The organism is Burkholderia sp. APQ4-4ca, assembly GCF_057837105.1.
Genome location: NZ_JBYQCG010000243.1, coordinates 38,206 through 58,279 on the forward strand (window position 1 = coordinate 38,206; position 20,074 = coordinate 58,279).

18 protein-coding genes and 4 pseudogenes are annotated in these 20,074 nt (G+C 64.1%); 14 read left to right on the forward strand and 8 right to left on the reverse strand.

Features of this window, described 5'->3' with window-relative positions; translation table 11 throughout:
* Positions 1-619 precede the first annotated feature (619 nt).
* A complete protein-coding gene (locus tag AC3IFE_RS32620) occupies positions 620-1,084 on the reverse strand; it encodes a GNAT family N-acetyltransferase (protein ID WP_489194443.1) in 465 nt (154 codons plus the stop codon).
* A gap of 149 nt (positions 1,085-1,233) precedes the next feature.
* On the opposite strand from AC3IFE_RS32620, the gene AC3IFE_RS32625 reads away from it, so the two are divergent.
* From AC3IFE_RS32625 to AC3IFE_RS32655, 7 genes and pseudogenes are all read left to right on the forward strand, one after another.
* Positions 1,234-1,896, forward strand: a complete 663-nt coding sequence (locus tag AC3IFE_RS32625; RefSeq protein ID WP_089471472.1) for a GntR family transcriptional regulator — start codon at positions 1,234-1,236, stop codon at positions 1,894-1,896.
* The gene (locus tag AC3IFE_RS32630) at positions 1,880-3,118 is read left to right on the forward strand and encodes a dicarboxylate/amino acid:cation symporter (RefSeq protein WP_489194445.1); all 1,239 of its coding nucleotides are present in this window, start codon (positions 1,880-1,882) and stop codon (positions 3,116-3,118) included. Before AC3IFE_RS32625 ends, AC3IFE_RS32630 begins: the two co-directional genes overlap by 17 nt.
* A 169-nt stretch (positions 3,119-3,287) precedes the next feature.
* Positions 3,288-3,689 carry a hypothetical protein gene (locus AC3IFE_RS32635; protein WP_489194447.1) on the forward strand — a complete coding sequence of 134 codons (402 nt, stop codon included), beginning with the start codon at positions 3,288-3,290 and terminating at the stop codon, positions 3,687-3,689.
* A gap of 477 nt (positions 3,690-4,166) precedes the next feature.
* Positions 4,167-4,604: a tetratricopeptide repeat protein gene (locus AC3IFE_RS32640; RefSeq protein WP_489194449.1), complete on the forward strand. Its 438-nt coding sequence runs from the start codon at positions 4,167-4,169 to the stop codon at positions 4,602-4,604.
* A gap of 52 nt (positions 4,605-4,656) precedes the next feature.
* Positions 4,657-4,866: pseudogene (locus AC3IFE_RS32645) on the forward strand (GNAT family N-acetyltransferase); the annotation flags it as partial.
* 121 nt (positions 4,867-4,987) lie between these two features.
* A complete protein-coding gene (gene nosR / locus AC3IFE_RS32650) occupies positions 4,988-6,400 on the forward strand; it encodes a response regulator c-di-GMP phosphodiesterase, NosR family (protein WP_489194451.1) in 1,413 nt (470 codons plus the stop codon).
* Between the two features lie 83 nt (positions 6,401-6,483).
* Positions 6,484-8,253 (forward strand): histidine kinase, encoded by a 1,770-nt coding sequence (locus tag AC3IFE_RS32655; protein WP_489194453.1) that lies wholly within the window; start codon positions 6,484-6,486, stop codon positions 8,251-8,253.
* Between the two features lie 33 nt (positions 8,254-8,286).
* Here AC3IFE_RS32655 and AC3IFE_RS32660 read toward each other — a convergent pair whose 3' ends face one another.
* Complete coding sequence (locus AC3IFE_RS32660) at positions 8,287-9,399, reverse strand: extracellular catalytic domain type 1 short-chain-length polyhydroxyalkanoate depolymerase (RefSeq protein ID WP_489194455.1); 1,113 nt, start codon at positions 9,397-9,399, stop codon at positions 8,287-8,289.
* 462 nt (positions 9,400-9,861) lie between these two features.
* On the opposite strand from AC3IFE_RS32660, the gene AC3IFE_RS32665 reads away from it, so the two are divergent.
* On the forward strand, positions 9,862-10,986 hold the full coding sequence (locus AC3IFE_RS32665) for a sensor histidine kinase (RefSeq protein WP_089471726.1): 1,125 nt from the start codon (positions 9,862-9,864) through the stop codon (positions 10,984-10,986).
* A gap of 35 nt (positions 10,987-11,021) precedes the next feature.
* Here AC3IFE_RS32665 and AC3IFE_RS32670 read toward each other — a convergent pair whose 3' ends face one another.
* Positions 11,022-11,147, reverse strand: coding sequence for an SDR family oxidoreductase (locus AC3IFE_RS32670; RefSeq protein WP_489194696.1), 126 nt, complete (start codon positions 11,145-11,147; stop codon positions 11,022-11,024).
* A 53-nt stretch (positions 11,148-11,200) separates the two neighbouring features.
* Here AC3IFE_RS32670 and AC3IFE_RS32675 point away from each other — a divergent pair, with 53 nt between their 5' ends.
* A complete protein-coding gene (locus tag AC3IFE_RS32675; protein WP_489194457.1) occupies positions 11,201-11,773 on the forward strand; it encodes a hypothetical protein in 573 nt (190 codons plus the stop codon).
* Positions 11,774-12,047: 274 nt separating this feature from the next.
* On the opposite strand, the pseudogene AC3IFE_RS32680 reads toward AC3IFE_RS32675, so the two are convergent.
* Positions 12,048-12,623: pseudogene (locus AC3IFE_RS32680) on the reverse strand (ABC transporter substrate-binding protein); the annotation flags it as partial.
* Between the two features lie 168 nt (positions 12,624-12,791).
* On the opposite strand from AC3IFE_RS32680, the gene AC3IFE_RS32685 reads away from it, so the two are divergent.
* On the forward strand, positions 12,792-13,529 hold the full coding sequence (locus AC3IFE_RS32685) for a transporter substrate-binding domain-containing protein (RefSeq protein ID WP_489194459.1): 738 nt from the start codon (positions 12,792-12,794) through the stop codon (positions 13,527-13,529).
* Positions 13,530-13,650: 121 nt separating this feature from the next.
* On the opposite strand, the gene AC3IFE_RS32690 is transcribed toward AC3IFE_RS32685, so the two are convergent.
* Positions 13,651-14,568, reverse strand: coding sequence for a LysR family transcriptional regulator (locus AC3IFE_RS32690; protein WP_489194461.1), 918 nt, complete (start codon positions 14,566-14,568; stop codon positions 13,651-13,653).
* A gap of 141 nt (positions 14,569-14,709) precedes the next feature.
* Here AC3IFE_RS32690 and AC3IFE_RS32695 point away from each other — a divergent pair, with 141 nt between their 5' ends.
* Positions 14,710-15,474 (forward strand): SDR family NAD(P)-dependent oxidoreductase, encoded by a 765-nt coding sequence (locus tag AC3IFE_RS32695; protein WP_089471462.1) that lies wholly within the window; start codon positions 14,710-14,712, stop codon positions 15,472-15,474.
* A 250-nt stretch (positions 15,475-15,724) separates the two neighbouring features.
* On the opposite strand, the gene AC3IFE_RS32700 is transcribed toward AC3IFE_RS32695, so the two are convergent.
* Positions 15,725-15,952 (reverse strand): hypothetical protein, encoded by a 228-nt coding sequence (locus AC3IFE_RS32700; RefSeq protein ID WP_489194707.1) that lies wholly within the window; start codon positions 15,950-15,952, stop codon positions 15,725-15,727.
* Positions 15,953-15,966: 14 nt separating this feature from the next.
* Between AC3IFE_RS32700 and AC3IFE_RS32705 the strand changes: the two are divergent.
* Positions 15,967-16,482, forward strand: a pseudogene (locus AC3IFE_RS32705) (helix-turn-helix domain-containing protein); the annotation flags it as partial.
* Between the two features lie 122 nt (positions 16,483-16,604).
* Here the strand turns inward: AC3IFE_RS32705 and AC3IFE_RS32710 are convergent.
* Entirely contained in the window at positions 16,605-17,537 is a 933-nt protein-coding gene (locus AC3IFE_RS32710; RefSeq protein WP_489194698.1) for a LysR family transcriptional regulator, read from the reverse strand.
* Between the two features lie 208 nt (positions 17,538-17,745).
* Between AC3IFE_RS32710 and AC3IFE_RS32715 the strand changes: the two genes are divergently transcribed.
* The gene (locus AC3IFE_RS32715; protein WP_489194464.1) at positions 17,746-18,612 is read left to right on the forward strand and encodes an NmrA family NAD(P)-binding protein; all 867 of its coding nucleotides are present in this window, start codon (positions 17,746-17,748) and stop codon (positions 18,610-18,612) included.
* 46 nt (positions 18,613-18,658) lie between these two features.
* On the forward strand, positions 18,659-19,366 hold the full coding sequence (locus AC3IFE_RS32720) for a PLP-dependent cysteine synthase family protein (protein WP_489194466.1): 708 nt from the start codon (positions 18,659-18,661) through the stop codon (positions 19,364-19,366).
* 221 nt (positions 19,367-19,587) lie between these two features.
* Here the strand turns inward: AC3IFE_RS32720 and AC3IFE_RS32725 are convergent.
* Positions 19,588-19,800: pseudogene (locus AC3IFE_RS32725) on the reverse strand (hypothetical protein); the annotation flags it as partial.
* Positions 19,801-20,074: the final 274 nt, after the last annotated feature.

Genomic DNA, 20,074 nt, shown 5'->3' on the forward strand with positions numbered 1-20,074 from the left:
TTCGCCAAATCGGCATGCCAAGTCTGCTCGCTTCGTGGTCCTTACAATTGTCCTTGCTCCGTTGTCGCATCGCTCATCCTTGCGGACTGGCTAAGCGTCCGGTTCAGCCGCCGGCGACGGGCGCCGATCCAGCCTGGCCGCACTTTGCAAGTGGAAGGACCATATCAGGAACATAAATTCCGGTCAAAATTTGTTTGATATAAGTTAATCTCGTTTGATCGCCGGGCACCTTACGGGATTTCCCTGATAAGAACCGGCACGAAGGCGACGCGTTATCGAGATCCGCGCCATCACGCTGACGGATCTCGACCACGGCAAGCGAATTCAGCTTAGGTGGAGCGGGGAGCAATAACCGGATTCGACGGGCGGCACGATGAGCGTCGATCCGGCAGTACCGGTTGTCATCGTTCCATTTATTCCGGGATTGCAATAATTGAAACAGAGGGAGCGATTGTTGAATGCCTGTTCATATTGGCCGCAAGCGGGTTTTCCGAGTGTCACGGAATGGCGGATGGCTTTATGCGGGCGAACCGGCTCATGCGGACGCCGGACGAAGCGGATTTTCCGGGGGCGATAGCCAGGCCTCCGATTCCAATCGAGCGTCAATCGCGCACGAAACTCAGCATTCGATCCGGCGTTGCATTAAATAGAATTTCATGTCGTCGCGGCCATGCATTGAAATCGGTATCGGATCGCGTTCAAAGCCGAGCATTTCGTAGAACGGGTATGCCGATTCGCGCGCCGTGCACCAGAGCAGCACGCCACGCTGTTCGCGCACATGGCGAATGGACAGATTGACCAGCAGGCGTCCGAATCCCAGGCCGCGTGCCGACGGATCGACGGCCATGCCGCGAAGGCGCCACGCTTCAGTGTTCGAAGCGCCGGATGGTGCTTCTTTGCATACCGACGCCACCGCAACGATCCTGTCGTTGTCACGAACGGCAAAATGCATCGTCGTTGGGGCGTGGTCTCCGTGTAGCGCGCTTCCCTCTTCATCTCCCGCCATCAGGATGGCAGCCCTGAGGGGATAGGTTTCTTCCGCACGGACGGCACAGATGGTAAAGCGCACATCTTGTGAGGTCATATAATTATCGGCTCTCTTCGTAACGCGTATTTTCTTCCAATTTTCTTTCGGCATACCCACTCGCAAAATTAGCAGTTGCCGGGCATGGCCAGTAAGGGTAATTTCCTACCTGTTTCTTTTTTCGAATCATACGCCAACTGCGATCACAGATGACGTTGAAAGTATCGACAGATGCAGAACGGGCCTACGACGAGATCCGATCGAGGATTTTCGACGGCCGTCTTGCGCCTGGGCAGAAAGTATCTCACCGAGGCCTGTCGGACGAACTGGGTTTTGGTCAAATGCCGGTGCGCAGCGCATTGCATTTGCTCGAATCCGAAGGGTTGGTCGTCGTGATCGAAAAGAGTGGCACCTATGTCGCGTCGCCGACTACCAGTGATCTTCGCGAAATTTTTGAAATGCGGCTGGCCCTGGAGAGTACCGCAGCGTTTCTTGCAGCGAAGTCGGGCGTAACGGCAGGCCTTCGCGAGGCCGCGGCAAAAATGCAGGAACTGATCGACCGGGACGTCGCGGACATCATGCTCGAGCAACGTATCGGCTGGGTGTTTCATCAAGAGTTGTTTGCTGCCGCACGGAACGTCCGGATCTCGTCGGCGTATGGTTTATTGCGGGCCCAGACCTTGGCCCTGAACGAGCTCCCGCGTGGCGACGCGGAAACCGTTCGGCGCGGCACGATCGAGCACCTGCACATCTTTCACGCAATCGAAGCGAACGACGGCGAACTTGCGCGTCAGCATATGTGGAATCACATCGTTGACGGCACGCCGGCACGGATAAAACTGCTAAAGGCACGGCATGAACACGAAAAATAAAGGGCTTTCCCTCCCGATGCAAATGTTGGGGGGACTTGTGCTGGGCGCCGCTTGCGGCGTGTTTGCCCCGGGCTTCGCCGCGAAGCTGGGTTTTCTCAGCACGATGTTCGGCCACGCGATCAAGATGGTCGTCATGCCGCTGATCTTCCTGTCGGTCACGGTCGGGGTCTTTCGCGCGGGCAGGCTGCGCGAGCGGCTCGGAAAGGTTGCCCTGTCCAGTATCGGCTTCTTCATTCTTATGACCGGCCTGGCCGCCTCGTTCGGCCTGCTGCTCAACTTTGCATTTCGACCGGGTCTCGGGGCAAGCCTCACCCACTCCGGATCGATGCCCGCCGCGCTCGCGTCCAGCATCGACTGGACGAAATTCCTCGTCGATTTGATCCCGGCCAACATCGTCGCTGCGCTGGCTGCCGGGAATTCGCTCCCGGTGCTCGTCTTCGGCGTCATTTTCGGCGCGGCATTGTCGGCTGCCCCGGAGCGTGCCGAGCCTGCGATTGCCGTTTTCGAGGCGCTGCTGTCGGGGCTGTTCAAGATGATCCAGTGGGTGATCGCATGGTCGCCGCTCGCGATCTTCGCCGCGATCGCGCAACTGTTGGCAGCCAAGGGCTTTACCGGCGCGCACTCGCTCATCGAGCTGCTGGGCGTGGCCTATCTCGGCATGGCGATTCTGGCGGTCGTGCTCACCGTCGTCATTCGCGTCGCCGGTCAGTCGCCGCTCGCCGTGCTCAGGAAGGTGAAGGAACCGCTGATCCTGGGTTTCACGACGCGTTCGTCCGAAATTACCTACCCGTTGCACCTGAAGAAGCTGGTCGAACTGGGCGTGCCCTACGGCGTGGCGTCCACGATCTTGCCGCTTGCCTATATTTTCAATCGCGACGGCGCGGTCCTCTACACGGCCCTCGCGGTCGGGTATCTGGCCGACGCTTATCACCTGGTCTGGTCCTGGCCGCTGGTGATCACGGTTCTGATCTTGACGATCGTCACCATCGACGGAGCCGCCAATGTGCCGTCCGGCGCGATCGTCGCGATCACCATCGTTCTCACGTCGATCGGGTTGCCGGCCGATGCGGTGCTGCTGCTGTTGGGCGTCGACGCGTTTTTCGACATGGGGAGAACCGCCCTCAACGTCTACGGGAGCACGGCGGCTGCCGCCGTGGCGGTGAGGCTGTCGGGTTCGGAGAGTACAGCCGCGGAAACCGTGACGGGTCAGGCAAGCGTGTAGGAGCTCCGAAAGCGTGGCGGTGCGCATTTCATGTTGCGCCAGCCCGTTGCAAGGCGCTGGCGTAGCGCCACGCGAGCATCCGGGCACGACGGGAAGACGGCATGGGATGAGCGAGTGCCTTTATCAAGTTACAGTTAGTAGAACGGTGTATCGTTGCAGGAGAAACGTGATGATTGGTTCGGAATCCGCGGATTTTTTCATGCTGCGCTTGGGCACGCCGCATCCGTCGTGGACATTCACCGATGACAGCAACATGATCGGCATTGTCGATTGCGACGGGGTGGTGAGCGCCATGTTCGAGCTGGATCGCAACCAGGTCGCACAGATCAGGGGGCTGGGCCGATCGGTGGAGAGAATCCGGTGTATTTGCGAGCGTGCTGGCCGGGAGCTCCACTTTTATCTCCATGGCAGACAGGTGTCTCAAGGGCTGTGGGCCGGCGTCGCATCGGCCGATCCCGACTATCTGCCGACCGACGCGATGATCGCAACATGGGAAGGACCGAAGTCTGGCGAAGCATTCGAGCTTGCAGGCATGAGTGCTCGCGTGACCGCGTCCGCTAGCCCGGCCTGAACTGCGATCACAGATTGCTGCGCGGGGGCGGGCGGAAGTCCCGATTTTGGGGCGGTCGTTGACATCCCGTTTGTTTGTAGGCGTACGCCGTTCAAAGTATGTGGTTCTGGCACACTCAACCTCGGATCGCCAGGACCTTTTGCTGGCCAGCTTACTGGCCAGCGTTTTTTATTCCTTGAGCCGATCGCATCGGCTCGCTTGCTTCACGCTCGCCGATCGAGGAGAGGCGTGCCGCGCTGAAGTCCGCGTCTAACGAAGACGTCAGGACGCGGTTGGCCTCCCTCGTCGGTGAAGCGCGAGATAACGTCGCCGTGTGGAAAGGCGGCGATCCCGCACAAAGCAAAAGATCGGCTCGATCGGGAATTTCGTTTCGGGTGTGGGGGCGGTTGCAGTTGCATCGTCAGCGACCGTACGTCAGACACTGTCCAGCCGACCCACGATCACTCGACTCACCACCCTCGCTGAAAGAAGGCTCCCATGGCAGAACTCGACGACGCAATTCACCAGCAGATCGACGCATTGGCCGCGGCAGGCGATGCATTGGCCGAAGACGGGGACTACGAAGGTGCGCTGGCGAAATATCGGGAAGCGTTCGATCTTCTTCCCGAACCGAAGACCGACTGGGAAGCCGGCACCTGGTTGTTGGCCGCGATCGGCGACGCGAATTTCCTCCAGGAAGACTACGCGGCAGGACGCGACAATCTCGGTTATGCGATGCGTTTCCCCGGTGCGATCGGCAATCCGTTCCTACATCTCAGGCTCGGGCAGTGCCAGTTCGAACTCGGCAATCTGGATCGTGCCGCAGACGAGTTGATGCGCGCCTACATGGGCGACGGGCCGGCGTGTTTCGAGGGTGAGCACGGCAAGTACCTGCGATTTCTGGCCACGCGAGCGCAAGGGATCGAGGCGCCCTGACGAGATCGCGCGTCCTCGATGCCCGGATGGCCCCGTACCGCCCGGCCGAGGCATCGTGCCCGCGCATCAGCGGAAGGGCATCGGCGCTGCCGTGCTGCGCGAGATACTGGCCGACGCCGACGCACATCGAATGTCCGTTCGCGTCGGCGCTTTGCGCGGCAGCGATTCGAACCGCTTCTACGAACGGCACGGCTTCGTGCGAACCGACGAAGCGGAATGGGACATCCATTACCGTCGTGAACCGGGCGCGACGACGACGTAGCATTTGCGTGACGCATTCCGGTTGAAATCGACACGCGAGCATTAGCGTTTTCACCAATGTGGAAGACGCGGCATCGGCCGATGTTGCAGAGAGGGCGTGAATAATTGATCCGAGGCCGATTATGACGACATCTGCAACAAACGGCGTGAATGCCGTGCCGCCCGAAACGCCCGACACGGCAGCCGCAGCCGGCGAAGCGGCCCGCTTACCGTCGATCCTGCTGGTCGACGACGAACCGAACGTACTGTCCGCGCTCAGGCGCGTGTTCCGGCCCACCGGCTACGACATCGCGACCGCCGACAGCGGCGAGGCCGCGCTCGAGATCCTGGCGTCGACGGAAATCGACCTGATCGTGTCCGACATGCGGATGCCGCACATGAGCGGCGCGGAATTCCTGGCGCGCGCTCGCGGGCTCTACCCGGACACGATGCGCATTCTGCTGACCGGCTATGCGGAGATCGCGTCGGTCATGCAGGCCGTCAACGAAGGCGGCGTGTATCGCTACCTGAACAAGCCGTGGGACGATCACGACCTGCTGCTGACCGTCGAGCAGGCGCTGGAGCAGCGCCGTCTGCGCCGCGAAGCGGCCCGGCTGGCGGCGCTGACGGAAGCGCAGAACGAAGCGCTGCGCCGTTTCAATACGGATCTCGAAACGCAGGTTCGCGCGCGCACGGAGGAGCTCGGCCAGACGGTGATGTTCCTCGAAGCGGCGCAGCGCGACCTGAAAAGCAGCTTCACCGCGATGGTTCAGGTATGCGCGAGCATGATCGAGCTGCGCTGCGGGGCCGCGAGCGGGCATGCGATGCGCGTCGGCGAGATCGCGCGCCGGCTCGCGCTCGCCGCCGGGATGAGCGAACTGCATGCGCAGGACGTCTATTTCGCGGGGCTGCTGCACGGCATCGGCAAGCTGTCGCTGCCGGACGAATTGCTGCACAAGCCGCTCACGCGGATGACGACGGACGAGCACCGCGTGTTCCAGGAGCATCCGCTGCGCGCGCAGATGGTGCTGACGCCGGTCGCCCAGTTGCACAAGGTCGCCTCGATCGTGCTGCACCAGTACGAGCGCTTCAACGGCCGCGGCACGCCGGACGGTCTGGTCGGCGACGCGATCCCGGTCGGGTCGCGGATCGTCGCGATCGCACGCGATTTCGAAGGGCTGCGCCACGGCGAAATCGGAGCGCCGCATTCGATCGAGCACGCGATCGACGTGTTGCACTCGCAAGCAGGCGTGCGTTACGACCCGCAACTGGTCGCAGGCTTCGTCGAGTTGATGCGGGATCCCGAGAGTCTCGGCATCGCGGCGTCCGTCGCGGAAATCCGGTCGGCTCAACTGCGCGAAGGGATGGAGCTCGCCGACGATCTGCGCACGCATCGCGGCGTGTTGTTGATGACGAAAGGCAGCGTGATGTCCGCGCACCAGATCGAGCTCGTACGCCGCTTCGAAACGCGGGAGGGCACGCCGTTCGACATTCTCGTGCTGGCTCACCCGGCCGGGCAGGCGCATGCCCCCCACGCAGGCGCGCCGCCGGGCTGACGTCGAACGGCGGCCTGATGGCCGCGGTGCGTGCGACCGCCCGCACCGCGGCGATGCAATCAACCGGTTCCGGGCGTCCGATCATGCATGGCATCTACAACCTTCCGCTCGTCCTGCTGTCGCTCGCGATCGCGACGCTGGCCTCCTATACGACGCTCGACCTCGCCGCATTCATTTCGCTGCTCGACAATCCGAAGTTGAAGCGCGCCTGGCTGGGCGGCGGCGCGGCCGCGATGGGCACCGGCATCTGGTCGATGCATTTCGTCGGCATGCTCGCGTTTTCGTTGCCGGTGCCGCTCGGCTATGCGTGGCAGGAAACCGGCGCCTCGCTCGCGATCGCGGTGCTCGTATCGTATTTCGCGCTGAACGTCGTCACGCGCGCACGGCTGGGCTGGCGGCGGCTGTGCGTGGGCGGCGTGCTGATGGGCGGCGGGATCGCCGGCATGCACTACACGGGAATGGCCGCGATGCACATGGCGCCGGGCATTCGCTACGATGCGTGGCTGTTCGCGGCGTCGATCGGCATCGCGGTGATCGCGTCGACGGCCGCGCTGTGGATCGCGCAGGCGTTGCGCATGCAGCAGGCCCGCTACGCGAGCGCGCAGCGCATCGGTGCGGCCGTCATCATGGGCATCGCGATTACCGGCATGCACTACACGGCGATGGCGGCCGCGCATTTCGCGCCGGATGCCCGGTGCGGCGCCGCGAACGGCGTCGACGCGCCATGGCTCGCGACGACGGTCGCGTTGTTCACGATGGCGACGCTGGTGGTCACGCTGCTGGTGTGCCGTTTCGATGCGCGCACAACGTTCCTGCGCGGGATGACCGATACGCTCGAACGGCTCGTGCGGTTGCGAACCGGCGAACTCGAACGCGCGCTGCATCGCTACGAGCAGACGACGCAGATGCTGCAGCGCACGCGCGAGAACATGGCGACCGAGATCGACGAACGCAAGGCCGCGCACGCGCTGCTCGAACAGGAGAAGGACGAGCAGCGGCGCCTGCTGCATGCGCTCGAGGAAACGCACGAGCAATTGCTGCAGTCGGAAAAGCTCGCGTCGATCGGCCAGCTCGCGGCCGGCGTCGCGCACGAGATCAACAATCCGATCGGCTTCGTCAGCGCCAACCTCAATACGTTGAAGACGTGGGTGCGCAGCCTGCTTGAGGTGGTCGCCGCGCATGAAGCCGCGCTGCCGCGGCTCGATCCGGCCACCCGCGACGCGCTGGCGGCCGTGCACCGTGCCGCGGATCTCGACTACGTCCGCGACGAGATCGCGATGCTGATCGACGAATCGATCGACGGCGCGCTGCGCGTGCGGCGCATCGTGCAGGATTTGCGCGATTTCTCGCGCCCGGCCAGCGACGAATGGAGCGTGGTCGATCTCCATGCGGGCCTCGAGAGCACGCTCAACGTCGTCCACAACGAACTCAAGTACAAGGCCGACGTCGTGCGCGATTACGGCGACGTCCCGCACGTCGAATGCTTGCCGTCGCAGTTGAACCAGGTTTTCATGAACCTGCTGGTCAACGCGGCGCAGGCGATTCCGGAGCGCGGCGTGATCACGATCCGCACGTCGAGCGACGGTGATCAGGTATCGATCGCGATCAGCGACACCGGCGCCGGCATGACGCCCGACGTCGTCCGGCGGATCTTCGATCCGTTCTTCACCACGAAGCCGGTCGGGCAGGGCACGGGGCTCGGGCTGTCGGTGTCGCACGGCATCGTCGAGCGCCATCGCGGCACCATCGACGTGACCAGCGAGCCGGGACGCGGCACGACCTTCCGGATACGGTTGCCGGTTCGGCGTGCCGGCGACCGCGCGAACGCGGCGGCGCTGGAGCAGCGGGCATGACGACGCGATGGGGACCGGAGCGAGCGTCGCGCGTCACGCCACTCGCTTGCGGCGCTGACGGCGAAAGAAATGCCAGAACATCGCGGTCGCGTCCGGGCCGGTGGCGGAATGGAACGGCTCGCCCGGATCGCCGCCGCTCCATGCATGCGGCAGCCCGCGAACGACGCATACCCTGACGACCAGCCGTCCACCCTTCAGATAGTCGACGTAGTCCGCATCGTCGTGCGCGTAGCTGCGTTGCTCGCCGACGCGGATCGCACCGTGTTCGTTGATGAGCCGGTTGAGCCGCGCGAACGCGATGCCGAGCTGCGTCGCGTTCCGGTCGGTCACGACCGTATCGAGCCGGCCATGGATGACGAAGGCCGGCATGCCGGGATAGGACGCGACGTCGGCGCACGCATCGAGCGCGTGGATCGGATCGTCGCGGATGCCGCGGCGCATCAGGTTCATCGCGGCCATCGTCGACGACGGCGGCGCGATGGCCGGCCCGGAGTGCAGGCCGACGGCCGCGAAGCGGTCGGGATACCGGAGCGCCAGCGTCGCGGCGAGCCCGGCGCCGGCTGACATGCCGGCCACGTAGATCCGGTCGCGATCGAAGCCGTGGCGCTGGACGATGGCGTCGACCAGCGACGCGACGGACGCGGCTTCGGACTGGGTCGCATCGCCATGCCAATGCCAGCACCGGTGCGCGTGGGCCGTCTTGGCCTGTTCGGGAAACAGCACGGCGAACCCCGCCCGCTCCGCGAGGCGGCACATGCGCGTGCCCGCGGCGAACGATTCGGCGGTCTGCTTGCAGCCGTGCAGCATGACGACGGCCGGCATGCCCGCGGTTGTCGCCGGTGCGGCCGGAAGATACAGCGCGTACGCAAGATGGTTCACGAGCCGGCCGGCGCTCGGGCCGGCCGAATGAAACGAGCGGAGCCAGGTGCCGGGCGGCCGGGCCGACGGGGCGCGTGCGGAACCTGTCCGTTCGGCGGCGCGGGCGGGGGCGGCCGGTTTGGCGGGCCGTCGAGTGAGCTTGGGCTTGGCGACGGTATTTTTGGCGGCCGGCCGCGGCTTGCCGGCGCGCTTCTTCGGACGTGCACCGGCCGCCGCGGAAAACAGTTCGAGATGCCGCAACCAGAGGCTGGATTTTTTCCTGGGCATGTTCAATCTCGTGCCGGCGGCCGGCCGTGACGGGAAGAGGCGGCCGATCCCACCGTCGAATGGAAGTCGAACGGGCGCGACGCAAGGTTCATGCTGCCGGTGTCGCGGCAATCGAAAGGTGGCGCGCTGCCGAATGGGAATGACGCGGATCGATTATCGGCGATACTGGCCGCCCAACGTGACGGGCGTGAGAATCGAAGCCCGTTTCGGCCCTTGAAAGACAATGGCGGCCTGGGTCCCGGACTTCATTGCCGCTTGTTTACCTGGCATCGGCTTGCTGTTTTTCACGATCACATCCATCGGGAATCGTCCGGCCCGCCAGGCCTGGCCGCTGGCCGTTCGTCGCCCGTGCAGCCGGAAATGACGACGGTGACGATCCAGTCGTCGGCTAATGCCCTTATTCACGTGATATCGTGCGGTTCGACAGAAGCATCCACCGTTCATTCCGTTGTGAGGGGCGACATGCGTCTTTCTGATTTCATCGTACGGAACATGGAACCGATCCTGGTGCAGTGGGAAGCGTTTGCTGCCACGCTGTTGCCGGCCGCGAGGCATATGACCTCGCACGCGCTACGCGACCACGCGCGCGAGATCCTGATCGCCGCCGCCAAGGACATCGCGACCCCGCAGACGAGGGAAGCGCAACACGAAAAATCGCTGGGGCGCGCACGCGAGCCGGAGAACGCGCGCGAGACGGCCGCCCAGACGCATGCCGTTCTGCGCGCCAGACGGGGCTTCGACATCAACCAGTTGGCGGCCGAGTATCGGGCGTTGCGTGCCAGCGTGCTGCGCCTGTGGATCGACGCGTGTCAGCCGTGCCCGCCCGATATGGACGACATGATTCGATTCAACGAAGCGATCGATCAAGCGCTGGCGGAATCCATCGCTTTTTTTACCGAACAGGTCGAACGGGCTCGTAACCTGTTTCTCGGCATGCTGAGCCACGACATGCGCACGCCGCTGCAGACGATCCAGCTCACGGCGTCGTATCTTGGCGCGCTCAATGCGGGTGAGGAGGTGTCGGTGGCTGCCGCTCGGCTGATCAGAAGCGGTAGTCGCATGCAGGGCCTTCTCGATGATCTCTGCGATTTCAATCGAACCCAGCTCGGGCTGGGCATCAACGTCGTTCCTCGCGATATCGATCTCGCGCACGTGCTCGTCAATGTGGTGGACGAGTTGCGGGCCGCTCATCCGGATCGCGAAATTACCGTCGATATGCGTGGGGATCTCCAGGGTGAGTGGGACGACCAGCGAATGCAGCAGTTGCTGAGCAATCTGGTGAGCAATGCCGTCAAGTACGGCGCCCACGATGCGCCGGTGCGGGTGATGGCCGCGGCGACCGGCGCCGAAGTGGTCGTCGAGGTCGGCAACAGCGGGCCGGCGATCGATCCGCGCACGCTCGACCGCATTTTCGATCCGCTCGAGCGCGGGGAGGAGGATCGGTCGCGAAGGACGGGCGACGATGCTGGCCTGGGGCTCGGGCTGTTTATCGCCAACGAAATCGCCAAGGCGCATCGCGGCCGGATTGACGCTCGGTCCGATCAGGCGGAAACCGTTTTTGCGGTGCGGTTGCCGAAAGGCGGGTGAAAGGGGAGTGGCCCGCGGCCGGCGTCGCGCGTGCGCTAGACCGGCGCATACCCGCCATCGGCGAACAATTCGCTGCCGGTCATGAAGCTGCTCTCATCTGACGCAAGAAACAGGGCCGCGGCGGCGATTTCGTCCATTTTTCTCATACGTCCGATGGGAATTCGTGCACTGAGTTACGGAGCAACGGACACGTGCTGGGTCGTTGAGCGTGCGTATGCCCGACTACATCATTTCCGCCGCCTCCACATTCGTTTGGGCGCCGTGCCGATGTTCATGGCGCATTCCTCAAACTGAGGTGCGCCTGATCCGCTGGAATACCCTCCAGCCTGTCCAGCAACCTTTTCGAAAACCACTATCGAGAATACGTGCCGCCGCCACATCCGGGACGGTTCAATTGGGACATCTTCAGGCGTATCGCCTGCTTTTTCCAACCTGCCTCCAGAGCGCTTCGATATCGATTGGCAAGAATTTACAAAAATCAAGATTTCTTTGGAAAAAATTTTCGGATCATTTCGGTGAAAATCGCATGGTAGGAAGTGTGCGCGCACATGGCTTGCCAAAAATTTTTAAAATGAGGTTTCCAGTGAAATCCACAAACACCAGCCTTACGGAACGCCGAGTGTGCAGCATATTGTTGGGATTTCATGCATCGGTTTTCACTGCGGTGGCCATACACTTCTTTTTCCATACGCCAAATGGGCAGTTCGCAACGTTCGTCACGGCATTCACGGTCGCTTACAGCATTATCGCATTGGCTTGCTTTCTGATATATAGATATCGCCAGTGACAATTGCGCACCCATGGCCGTGGTTTGCAATTACTTTCGATGGCCGGCGAGGTTGCCAATCTTCGCGTGTTCGATGCCTGGTCTTTTTTACTCACCATCCATTAAAATCCCGAGTACGAAGCCGCGATTTATTTTTTATCGGCGATAAGTCATAACCCAATCCCATTGCGAACGGGAAAGACGGCATGCGCCCCGGCCGCATCCGAGGTTGCTCTACCAGGACGTCTGCTCTTGGCTACGGTCATCGACGCCACCTTCTTTCCGAGCCGGCAACGGCTCGCGTATTGCGCGCCGAGCCGTAGATCGAATTGAGCCCGTCGCCCTTGCGGAACGCACGCTTCGCGGCCGCTTCATCGAGCAGGTGCGTGCCCTTCAGCAGCGGCAGGTACTGCGCCGGCGCGAGCCCGACGCGCGCCGACATGATCTTGACCGCATCGGCCTGCGTCTTCGGATCGTTGATGTATGCGACGCAGCGATACCAAACCTTGACCACCTTCGCCCAGTCGGCGCGGCGCGCGGCGAGGCTCGCCGGCGCGACGGTGATCGCATCGTAGATCAACCCCGGCGCATCGGCCGACGTAAAGATCGCGCATGCGCCCGGCGCGCGCTTCAACGCCTCGCCCGCATTCGGTTGCCACGCAGCCACCGCCGCGATGTCGGCCGACGAACCGAGCACCTGCGGCAGCTCGTTGGTATTCGCATTCACGAGGGTGACGTCGCCGTCCTTGAGCCCATGCTTCTGCAACGCGGTTTCGAGCAGCAGATGATCGACGAGGCCGAGCTCGACGTCGACCTTCTTGCCCTTCAGCGCCTCGACGGTGCGCAGCGGCGGCTTCGCGACGATCATGTCGTACCGGATTTCCGGTGCTCAAGTGGACGACTTCACTGACGCTTGCACCAAAATGATGTCGCCAACCGGCTTACACCCGGATTAATTTTGTCCACGCTTAGTGGACCTCGACTTCCCACGGTAAGCTGACGAATTCCTGATCGATTCTTCGGCTTGCGAGAGAAAGCGATGAAGGTGACGATTGCGTACATCGAAGAACCGCCATTCGGCTGGACCGAAGCGGAGGGCACCGCTACCGGCGCCGATCTCGAACTCGCGACGATGATCCTCCGGCAGATCGGCGTCACCCGGATCGAGTATTGCGCGACGACGTTCGGCGAATTGCTGCCCGGCGTCGCATCAGGTCGCTGGGACATGAACGTGCCGCTCTTCGTGACGCCGCAGCGAGCCCATACCGTCGCGTTCAGCGTGCCGGTGTGGGGCATCGAAGACGGTTTTCTGGTTCGCCCCGGCAACCCGAAGGCGCTCAGGAGCTATGCGTCGATCGCCGAACGTCCCGATGCGCGCCTCGGCATCATTGCCGGGCAGGTCCAGCATGATTCCGCGATGGCGTCGGGCGTGAGCCGGCGGCAAATCGTCGTCTTCGAACAGCAGGCCGACGCGATCGCGGCCGTGCTCTCCGGCGTGATCGACGCCTATGCGAGCACCGCGTTGGGGAATCGAATCGTGGCGGGCCGGATAGGCGGCGCGCTGATCGAGGCCGTCGCGCACGAGTCGGATGTCGACGGCGAACAGCGGACGCCCCCGCTGGGCGCGTTTTCGTTCAGCCGGGAAAACCTCAGTCTTCTCGACGCGTTCGATCGGGGACTTCGTGCCTATCTCGGCTCGCCGGACCATCGCGCTCGCATGGCGAGATTCGGGCTGACCGCGCGCGAGATCGATCCGGCCGTCTTGCACGCAGGGTAGGCCGACACTTGCCATGAGGGGGCATGCCCGTGCGTCGCCGTTCGGGCGTCGGACGTGTCCGGCATCGGATGACAGGGTCGTGATGGGGCAGCGGTGTTCGACTCGACCATCCACCGGAACGTTACTTTGGCCATCGCCACACTGGATCACCCAGATGTTCGGCGAAGTAGTCGGATAACGCCGTCACCTTCGCGGGCCGTGCCCGCGCCGACGGCGTAACGAAATAAAGGCCGCCCTGGGTCAGCGACCAGTCGGTGAGGATCGCTTCAAGACGGCCATCGGCCAGATATTCGTAGGCGATGAACTCCGGCAGCTCGGCGATCGCCAGGCCATCGAGCAGCGTCGGCAACAGCGCATCGGCGTTGGTGACGCGCAGCGGGCCCGTCGGCATGACCGGCTCCTCGTCGCCTGCGTCGTTCGTGAAGCGCCAGACGGCACTCCGCGCGCGATACGCGTACGACAGACAAGGGCGATCGGCCAGCTCGCTCGGATGCGTGGGGCGCCCTTCGCGCGTTAGATATGCCGGCGCCGCCACCACGAATTGCGTGACCGCGCACAGCCGACGCGCGACCAGCGACGAATCCGGCAGCGCGGCGATCCGCAACGCCGCGTCGAATCCGTCGGCGATCAGATCGACCGACGCATCCGATAAATGCAGGTCGATCGACACTTCCGGATACGCGCGAAAGAAGCCCGGCAGCAGCGGCGCGACCCAACGCAGCCCGAACGACATCGGCACGGCCAGCCGCACCAGCCCGCGCGGCTGCACCGACATTTCGCGCGCCGAGCTTTCCGCCTCCTCGGCCTGGCGATAGATCTCGCCGGCTTTCTCGCTGATCGTCCGGCCGAACTCGGTCAGCGACAGGTGGCGCGACGTGCGGTTGAACAGCCGCGCGCCGAGCCGCTCCTCCAGACGCGCCACGCCGCGCGAGACGGTGGCGACCGACACCCCGGTCGCGCGCGCCGCGGCGGCAAACGACCCGTGCTCGGCCACTTTCGCGAACATCGCGAGCCCTTCGAAATCAGGTAGGTGCGCCATTTCCTTTCATCTTTGCATTTATGCAACGTTTGTTTGCGATTGATTCTATTTCGAAATGATCGGGCCGTCGATATTCTCCTCACATCGCAGCACGTCACATCCGACCGAAACACACACTGATCCAACGAAAGGAGCAATACCATGGCACGCAAACTCGACAACAAGATCGCACTCGTCACTGGCGCAACCAGCGGCATCGGCCTGGCCACCGCCCAACGCTTCGCGGCCGACGGAGCGCACGTCTATCTGACGGGCCGCCGACAGGCCGAACTCGATGCGGCCGTGGAAGGGATTCGCGCGGCCGGCGGCAACGCGACCGGCGTGCGTTCCGATTCCACGAAGCTTGACGAACTCGACGCGCTGTATGCGCAAATCAAGGAAGAGCAGGGGCGCCTGGACGTGCTGTTCGTGAACGCAGGCGGCGGTTCGATGCTGCCGCTGGGCAGCATCACCGAAGCGCACTACGACGACACCTTCGATCGCAACGTCAAGGGCGTGCTGTTCACCGTGCAGAAGGCGCTGCCGCTGCTCGCCGATGGCGCATCGGTGATTCTCACGGGCTCGACGGCGGGTAGCGCGGGTACCGCGGCGTTCAGCGTGTACTCGGCTTCGAAGGCGGCGGTGCGTGCGTTTGCGCGCAGCTGGATTCTCGACCTCAAGGAACGCCGCATCCGCGTGAACACGATCAGCCCGGGCGCGACCCGCACGCCGGGCCTGCTCGATCTCGCCGGTGACGATGCGGCTCAGCGGCAGGGGCTGGCCGATTATCTGGCCGCGCAGATTCCGATGGGGCGCCTCGGCGAGCCGGGCGAGATCGCAAGCGCGGCGCTGTTCCTGGCGTCCGACGACGCGAGTTTCGTGAACGGCATCGAATTGTTCGTCGATGGCGGCCAGCAGCAGATCTGAGTTTGGGGGATCGACGCGACGTCGTAGACGCGTTCGCGTCGATCGGTTTTAGTGCATGCAGGAGCGTGTGGGGGCCTGCTGTCGTGGTGCCGCGGATCGTGCTCGGCGGTGAAGCGACGCCGGGATCGACTGGTGGTTGCCGGCCATCGGCGGCCATTGACCTTCGACGGGTTTGCGACCATCCGCCGACGCGAAGCGGACGGTGGTGCAGCGTGTCGGACCGGCGTGGGGTTCTACCGCGAACGTATCTTCAAGCCGCCGCGGGCCGTCCTTGCGGCTCGGCGAGATGCGCCAGCCCGAGGCTCTCCAGTGTCTGCGCCTGGATCGCCGCGGCTTGAGCGTTGAGCGCGTCGGCGCCGAATGACTGACCGACGACCCAACGTGCGGGCCGCGTGCCCTGCGCTCGCCCGACGAGTTGCACGATGGCGTCGGCGACGTCGTGCGGGTCCGGCGCGTGGTCGCTCGCGAACAACGCCATCAACGTCTCGACCAGTCGGTCTGAACGATTCGCGCATGGTCGTCGCCGCGGATCGCGTGGTCACGGCAGGATCGGCGATGGGCCATCTCGACCTTGCGCTGTGGTTGCTGCGTCAGGCCAGTCCCGAGCTGGCCACGCTCGTGGCCCGCTTCATGCTGATCGACAAGCGTTCGTCGCAGGCCGAATACATCATTCCGGATTACCTCGCACACGCCGATCCATTGATCGCGCGATTCGAGCGCTGGGCCCGCGAGAATCTTTCCCTCGGTTTCTCGTTTCAGACCGCGGCAGCCGCGCTCGCCGTCGGACCACGCACGTTGCAGCGCCGTACCGAGGCGGTGCTCGGGAAGTCGCCCTTGGCGTTCTTCCAGGATCTCCGAATCGAACGGGCGCAGAACCTCGTGTCGATGGGGTACGACCTGGAGACGATCGCGAGCGAGGTGGGCTACGCGGATTCGGCGACGTTGCGGGCGTTGTTGCGTCGCAGGCTCGGCCGAGGCGTGCGCGCATTGCGTGCCGACAATCGCTAGCGAAGCGGTGGCGCTCCCGGTACGGCTCGGCATGGCTTCGCCAACGGCGAGAGCGTCGGCCTCGAAGAAAATCGTCGCCGCGCATGCCGAAGCAAGGTTCCGTGGGCGCCGCCGGAACAACACTAGCGCGCGCCGCGGCCCCCGTGACTGCCCGTCAGTTCGACCATGAAATCCAGGAACGCGCGGGTTTTCGCCGGCACGTGATGCCGGGACGGGTAGTACGCGTATAACGGATACCGCTCGTCGGCCCATTCGGGAAAGAGGTTGATCAGCCGGCCGTCGGCGATCAGCGGCTCGGCGCCGAGCAGCAGCATCTGCGCAATGCCGGAACCGGCGAGGCACGCATTGAGCAGCGCGCCCGGATCGTTGACCGTCAGGCGTCCGCAGGTGTCGACCACGATGCGTTTGCGTCGCCGATGGAATTCCCACGTGAACGGCTTGCCCGTCTCCGGATTGCGAAATTCCAGGCAGCGGTGGCTGCGGTTTTCGAGGTCCTGGGGCTGGGCCGGCCGTCCCAGGCGCGCGATGTACGAGGGCGCCGCGACCGTCACGACGCCGGTATCGAGGAGCTTTCTCGCGATCAGGCTGGATGCCCGCGGTTCGCCGAATCGCACGGCGAGGTCGAAGCCGTCCATCACGAGATCGCCCAGGCTGTCTCGCGCGATGAGTTCGATTTCGAGTTCGGGATGCGCGTCCATGAACGCATCGAGCCGCGGCCCGAGAATGGCCCGGTAGACGACCGGATCCAGATTGATTCTCAGCTTGCCGCGCACGGCGGAGACGCCGCTCGCCGCCGCCGCCGCGGCTTCCTCCAGCCCGGCGAGATGGGGCATGACCTGCTCGTAAAAGCGGCGGCCTTCTTCCGTCAGCGACACCGATCGCGTCGTTCGGTTGAAAAGCCGGATGTTCAGCTTTCTTTCCAGCCGTGCAATCGCCCGACTGACGCCCGGCGGCGTCATGCCGATGACGTCGGCGGCCGCCGAGAACGTGCCGGCATCGACGACGGCGGCGAACACGCTGATGCTGCCGGACAGCTTCTCGCTACTGGATCTCATGGAGGTTCGAGTGAATACGGGTGGCGGATCGTGCGGCGCACTGAAGGCCGGCACGCCAACGCCGCACAGCGTAGCCATGCCGGGCGTCCGTGTCGATCATGCCGAATTGATGACGCGTTGTCACTTATCTGATGCCATCCATGTCGTTTTGTTTTGGTCGGCGTTTGCCCAGAATGCGACCCACGTATTCACACATGGAGAACGAACAATGTATGCAATCACCGGAATCACCGGCCAGGTCGGCGGCGCACTGGCGCGCGAACTGTTGGCTTCGGGGCGGTCGGTGCGCGCGGTGGCGCGCGATGCGACGCGGGCAGCGGCGTGGGCGGAGCGCGGGTGCGAGATCGCGACCGCGTTCATGGAAGACCCTTCGTCGCTCGCCGCCGCGTTCGACGGCGCGACGGGCGTTTTCATCCTGCTGCCGCCTGTGTTCGATCCGGCGCCCGGGTTTCCCGAAACGCGGAAGGTGATCGAGGCCGTATCCGCCGCGCTGCTGAAGGCGCGCCCCGAAAAGGTCGTGTGCCTGTCGACGATCGGCGCGCAGGCCGACGAGCCCAATCTGCTCACGCAACTCGCGCTGATGGAGCAGGCGTTGCGCGGGATGCCGATGCCGGTGACGTTCCTGCGGCCCGGCTGGTTCATGGAGAACGCCGCGTGGGACGTCGCGTCCGCGCGCGACGCGGGCGTCGTCGCCAGTTACCTGCAGCCGCTCGACAAGCCCGTGCCGATGGTCGCCACCGCGGACGTGGGCCGCGTCGCGGCGGAACTGCTCCAGCAGACGTGGAGCGGGGTGCGTGTCGTCGAGCTCGAAGGCCCGCGGCGCGTGAGCCCCAACGATCTCGCGCAGGCCTTCGCTCGTGTTTTGGGCCGGGACGTGCGCGCGGAAGCCGTCGACCGGCGAACGTGGGAAGCGCTGTTTCGCGCGCAGGGCATGAAGCATCCGATCTCGCGCATGCGCATGCTGGACGGCTTCAACGAAGGCTGGATCGATTTCGAAAGCGGTCCTGACGAAATCTTGCGCGGTCGTGTCGCGCTGGACGCGGTTCTGGGCGAGCTGGTGTCGCGTACGGTCTGATTGAATGCGGTGGGCGACGCGTGGCGCGCTTGCGCCGCGCCCGCCCATGCATCGGATTTTCGGTCAGACGGATAGTGGTTTTCCTGTCGAAGTGATTTCATCGGATGCGTTCTCGAAGGAGAAGCTCGATCACATGCGCCTGCTTGGCGCGAAGCTGACGCTCGTCCCGAGCGACGGCGGCAAGCAAACCGAGAAACTGACGAAGGACATGATTCGCGAAGCGCATCGGATTGCCGGCGAGACGGGCGCATACATCACCGCGCAGATGGAAAACACCGATCAGCTCGACGCCTATACGAAGATGGCCGACGAGATCTGGGAGCAGACCGGCGGCCGTCTCGACGGTTTCGTCCAGAGCGTCGGCACGGCTGCGTCGCTGCGCGGGATTTCGCGGCGCTTGCGCGAGCATGACGCACGCATCCGGATCGCCGGGGTCGAGCCGGCCGAATCGGCGGTGCTGTCGGGTGGGCCGACCGGGGCGCACAAGATCGACGGAATCGGCGCGGGCTATGTCGTGCCGCTCTGGCGGGACGGCATCGCCGATGAGCTCGAGCGCGTCTCCACGGACGACGCGAGAGCCATGGCGTTCCGGCTGGCCGCAGAGGAGGGGCTGTTCTGCGGTACGTCGACCGGCGCCAACGTAACCGGCGCCTTGCGACTCGCCGAACGGCTCGGCCCGGACGCCACGATCGTGACGATCATGTGCGACACGGGCATGAAGTATTTGAAGTCGTTCGCGCAAACGATCGGCTGATGGCCGGGAAGGGCGGGCTTCCCCGTTTGGGGCCGACATCCGTCGATGTGACTCAGGCCATGGACGGATCCGTCATGCCGGGGGCGCCGGTCTCGACATATCCGGCAAACTGGCGCAGAAAGCGTGCATCGGCGTCGCACGTGATGCCCATGTCGTACCCGCTTGCTGGCCGCGAGGGGCCACGGAACCTGTACCGACCGTCCGGCCTGTACGGTCATGGACTGCGCTGCGACCCCGTAGCGATTGGCCGTGATCGAGCATGTCACGACGGATTTTCCGCTATGGGTCAGGTTGATCTCAAGGCCGCCCTGGGTGACTTCGTAGCAGACCGTCGCTTCCTGTGTACTCGCATTCGAGCCGGAAGAGGATGCGCCGTACGAAGCCGCAAGAGGCCCGGCCAGCAGCCGCCACCCGCGACGGATTCGAACGATCACTCAATCGATCGAGGCGGCCAGCGGGAACCCGGGGGCAGGGCGTCGCCTCATTTCGGCCAGGAAGCGACGGTCATTCGCCGCTTTGTTCACGAGTCTGAACCATCGACGACAGCGCGCACGTCTGCCCAAGTATTGCCGCTGGAAACGGTTGCGGGGTGATGTAGTGCGGCGTCACCGGATTGGTACGCACCTTGCCTTGACTCGCCTACCCGGCACGGTAGACCTCGCCTTCATCGCCACGGATGGCAGCCCGCCATTCATCCAGCGAGATGGA

Excerpts from the sequence above, each read along its gene's own strand:
- AC3IFE_RS32700 (WP_489194707.1), bottom strand. The coding sequence starts at position 15,952 with ATGGCGTTGTTCGCGAGCGACCACGCGCCGGACCCGCACGACGTCGCC.
- AC3IFE_RS32695 (WP_089471462.1), top strand. The coding sequence starts at position 14,710 with ATGGCACGCAAACTCGACAACAAGATCGCACTCGTCACTGGCGCAACC.
- AC3IFE_RS32665 (WP_089471726.1), top strand. The coding sequence starts at position 9,862 with ATGCGTCTTTCTGATTTCATCGTACGGAACATGGAACCGATCCTGGTG.
- AC3IFE_RS32685 (WP_489194459.1), top strand. The coding sequence starts at position 12,792 with ATGAAGGTGACGATTGCGTACATCGAAGAACCGCCATTCGGCTGGACC.
- AC3IFE_RS32710 (WP_489194698.1), bottom strand. The coding sequence starts at position 17,537 with ATGAGATCCAGTAGCGAGAAGCTGTCCGGCAGCATCAGCGTGTTCGCC.
- AC3IFE_RS32635 (WP_489194447.1), top strand. The coding sequence starts at position 3,288 with ATGATTGGTTCGGAATCCGCGGATTTTTTCATGCTGCGCTTGGGCACG.
- AC3IFE_RS32620 (WP_489194443.1), bottom strand. The coding sequence starts at position 1,084 with ATGACCTCACAAGATGTGCGCTTTACCATCTGTGCCGTCCGTGCGGAA.
- AC3IFE_RS32640 (WP_489194449.1), top strand. The coding sequence starts at position 4,167 with ATGGCAGAACTCGACGACGCAATTCACCAGCAGATCGACGCATTGGCC.
- AC3IFE_RS32715 (WP_489194464.1), top strand. The coding sequence starts at position 17,746 with ATGTATGCAATCACCGGAATCACCGGCCAGGTCGGCGGCGCACTGGCG.
- AC3IFE_RS32675 (WP_489194457.1), top strand. The coding sequence starts at position 11,201 with ATGCCCGACTACATCATTTCCGCCGCCTCCACATTCGTTTGGGCGCCG.
- AC3IFE_RS32630 (WP_489194445.1), top strand. The coding sequence starts at position 1,880 with ATGAACACGAAAAATAAAGGGCTTTCCCTCCCGATGCAAATGTTGGGG.
- AC3IFE_RS32655 (WP_489194453.1), top strand. The coding sequence starts at position 6,484 with ATGCATGGCATCTACAACCTTCCGCTCGTCCTGCTGTCGCTCGCGATC.
- AC3IFE_RS32660 (WP_489194455.1), bottom strand. The coding sequence starts at position 9,399 with ATGCCCAGGAAAAAATCCAGCCTCTGGTTGCGGCATCTCGAACTGTTT.
- nosR (WP_489194451.1), top strand. The coding sequence starts at position 4,988 with ATGACGACATCTGCAACAAACGGCGTGAATGCCGTGCCGCCCGAAACG.
- AC3IFE_RS32625 (WP_089471472.1), top strand. The coding sequence starts at position 1,234 with ATGACGTTGAAAGTATCGACAGATGCAGAACGGGCCTACGACGAGATC.
- AC3IFE_RS32720 (WP_489194466.1), top strand. The coding sequence starts at position 18,659 with ATGCATCGGATTTTCGGTCAGACGGATAGTGGTTTTCCTGTCGAAGTG.
- AC3IFE_RS32690 (WP_489194461.1), bottom strand. The coding sequence starts at position 14,568 with ATGGCGCACCTACCTGATTTCGAAGGGCTCGCGATGTTCGCGAAAGTG.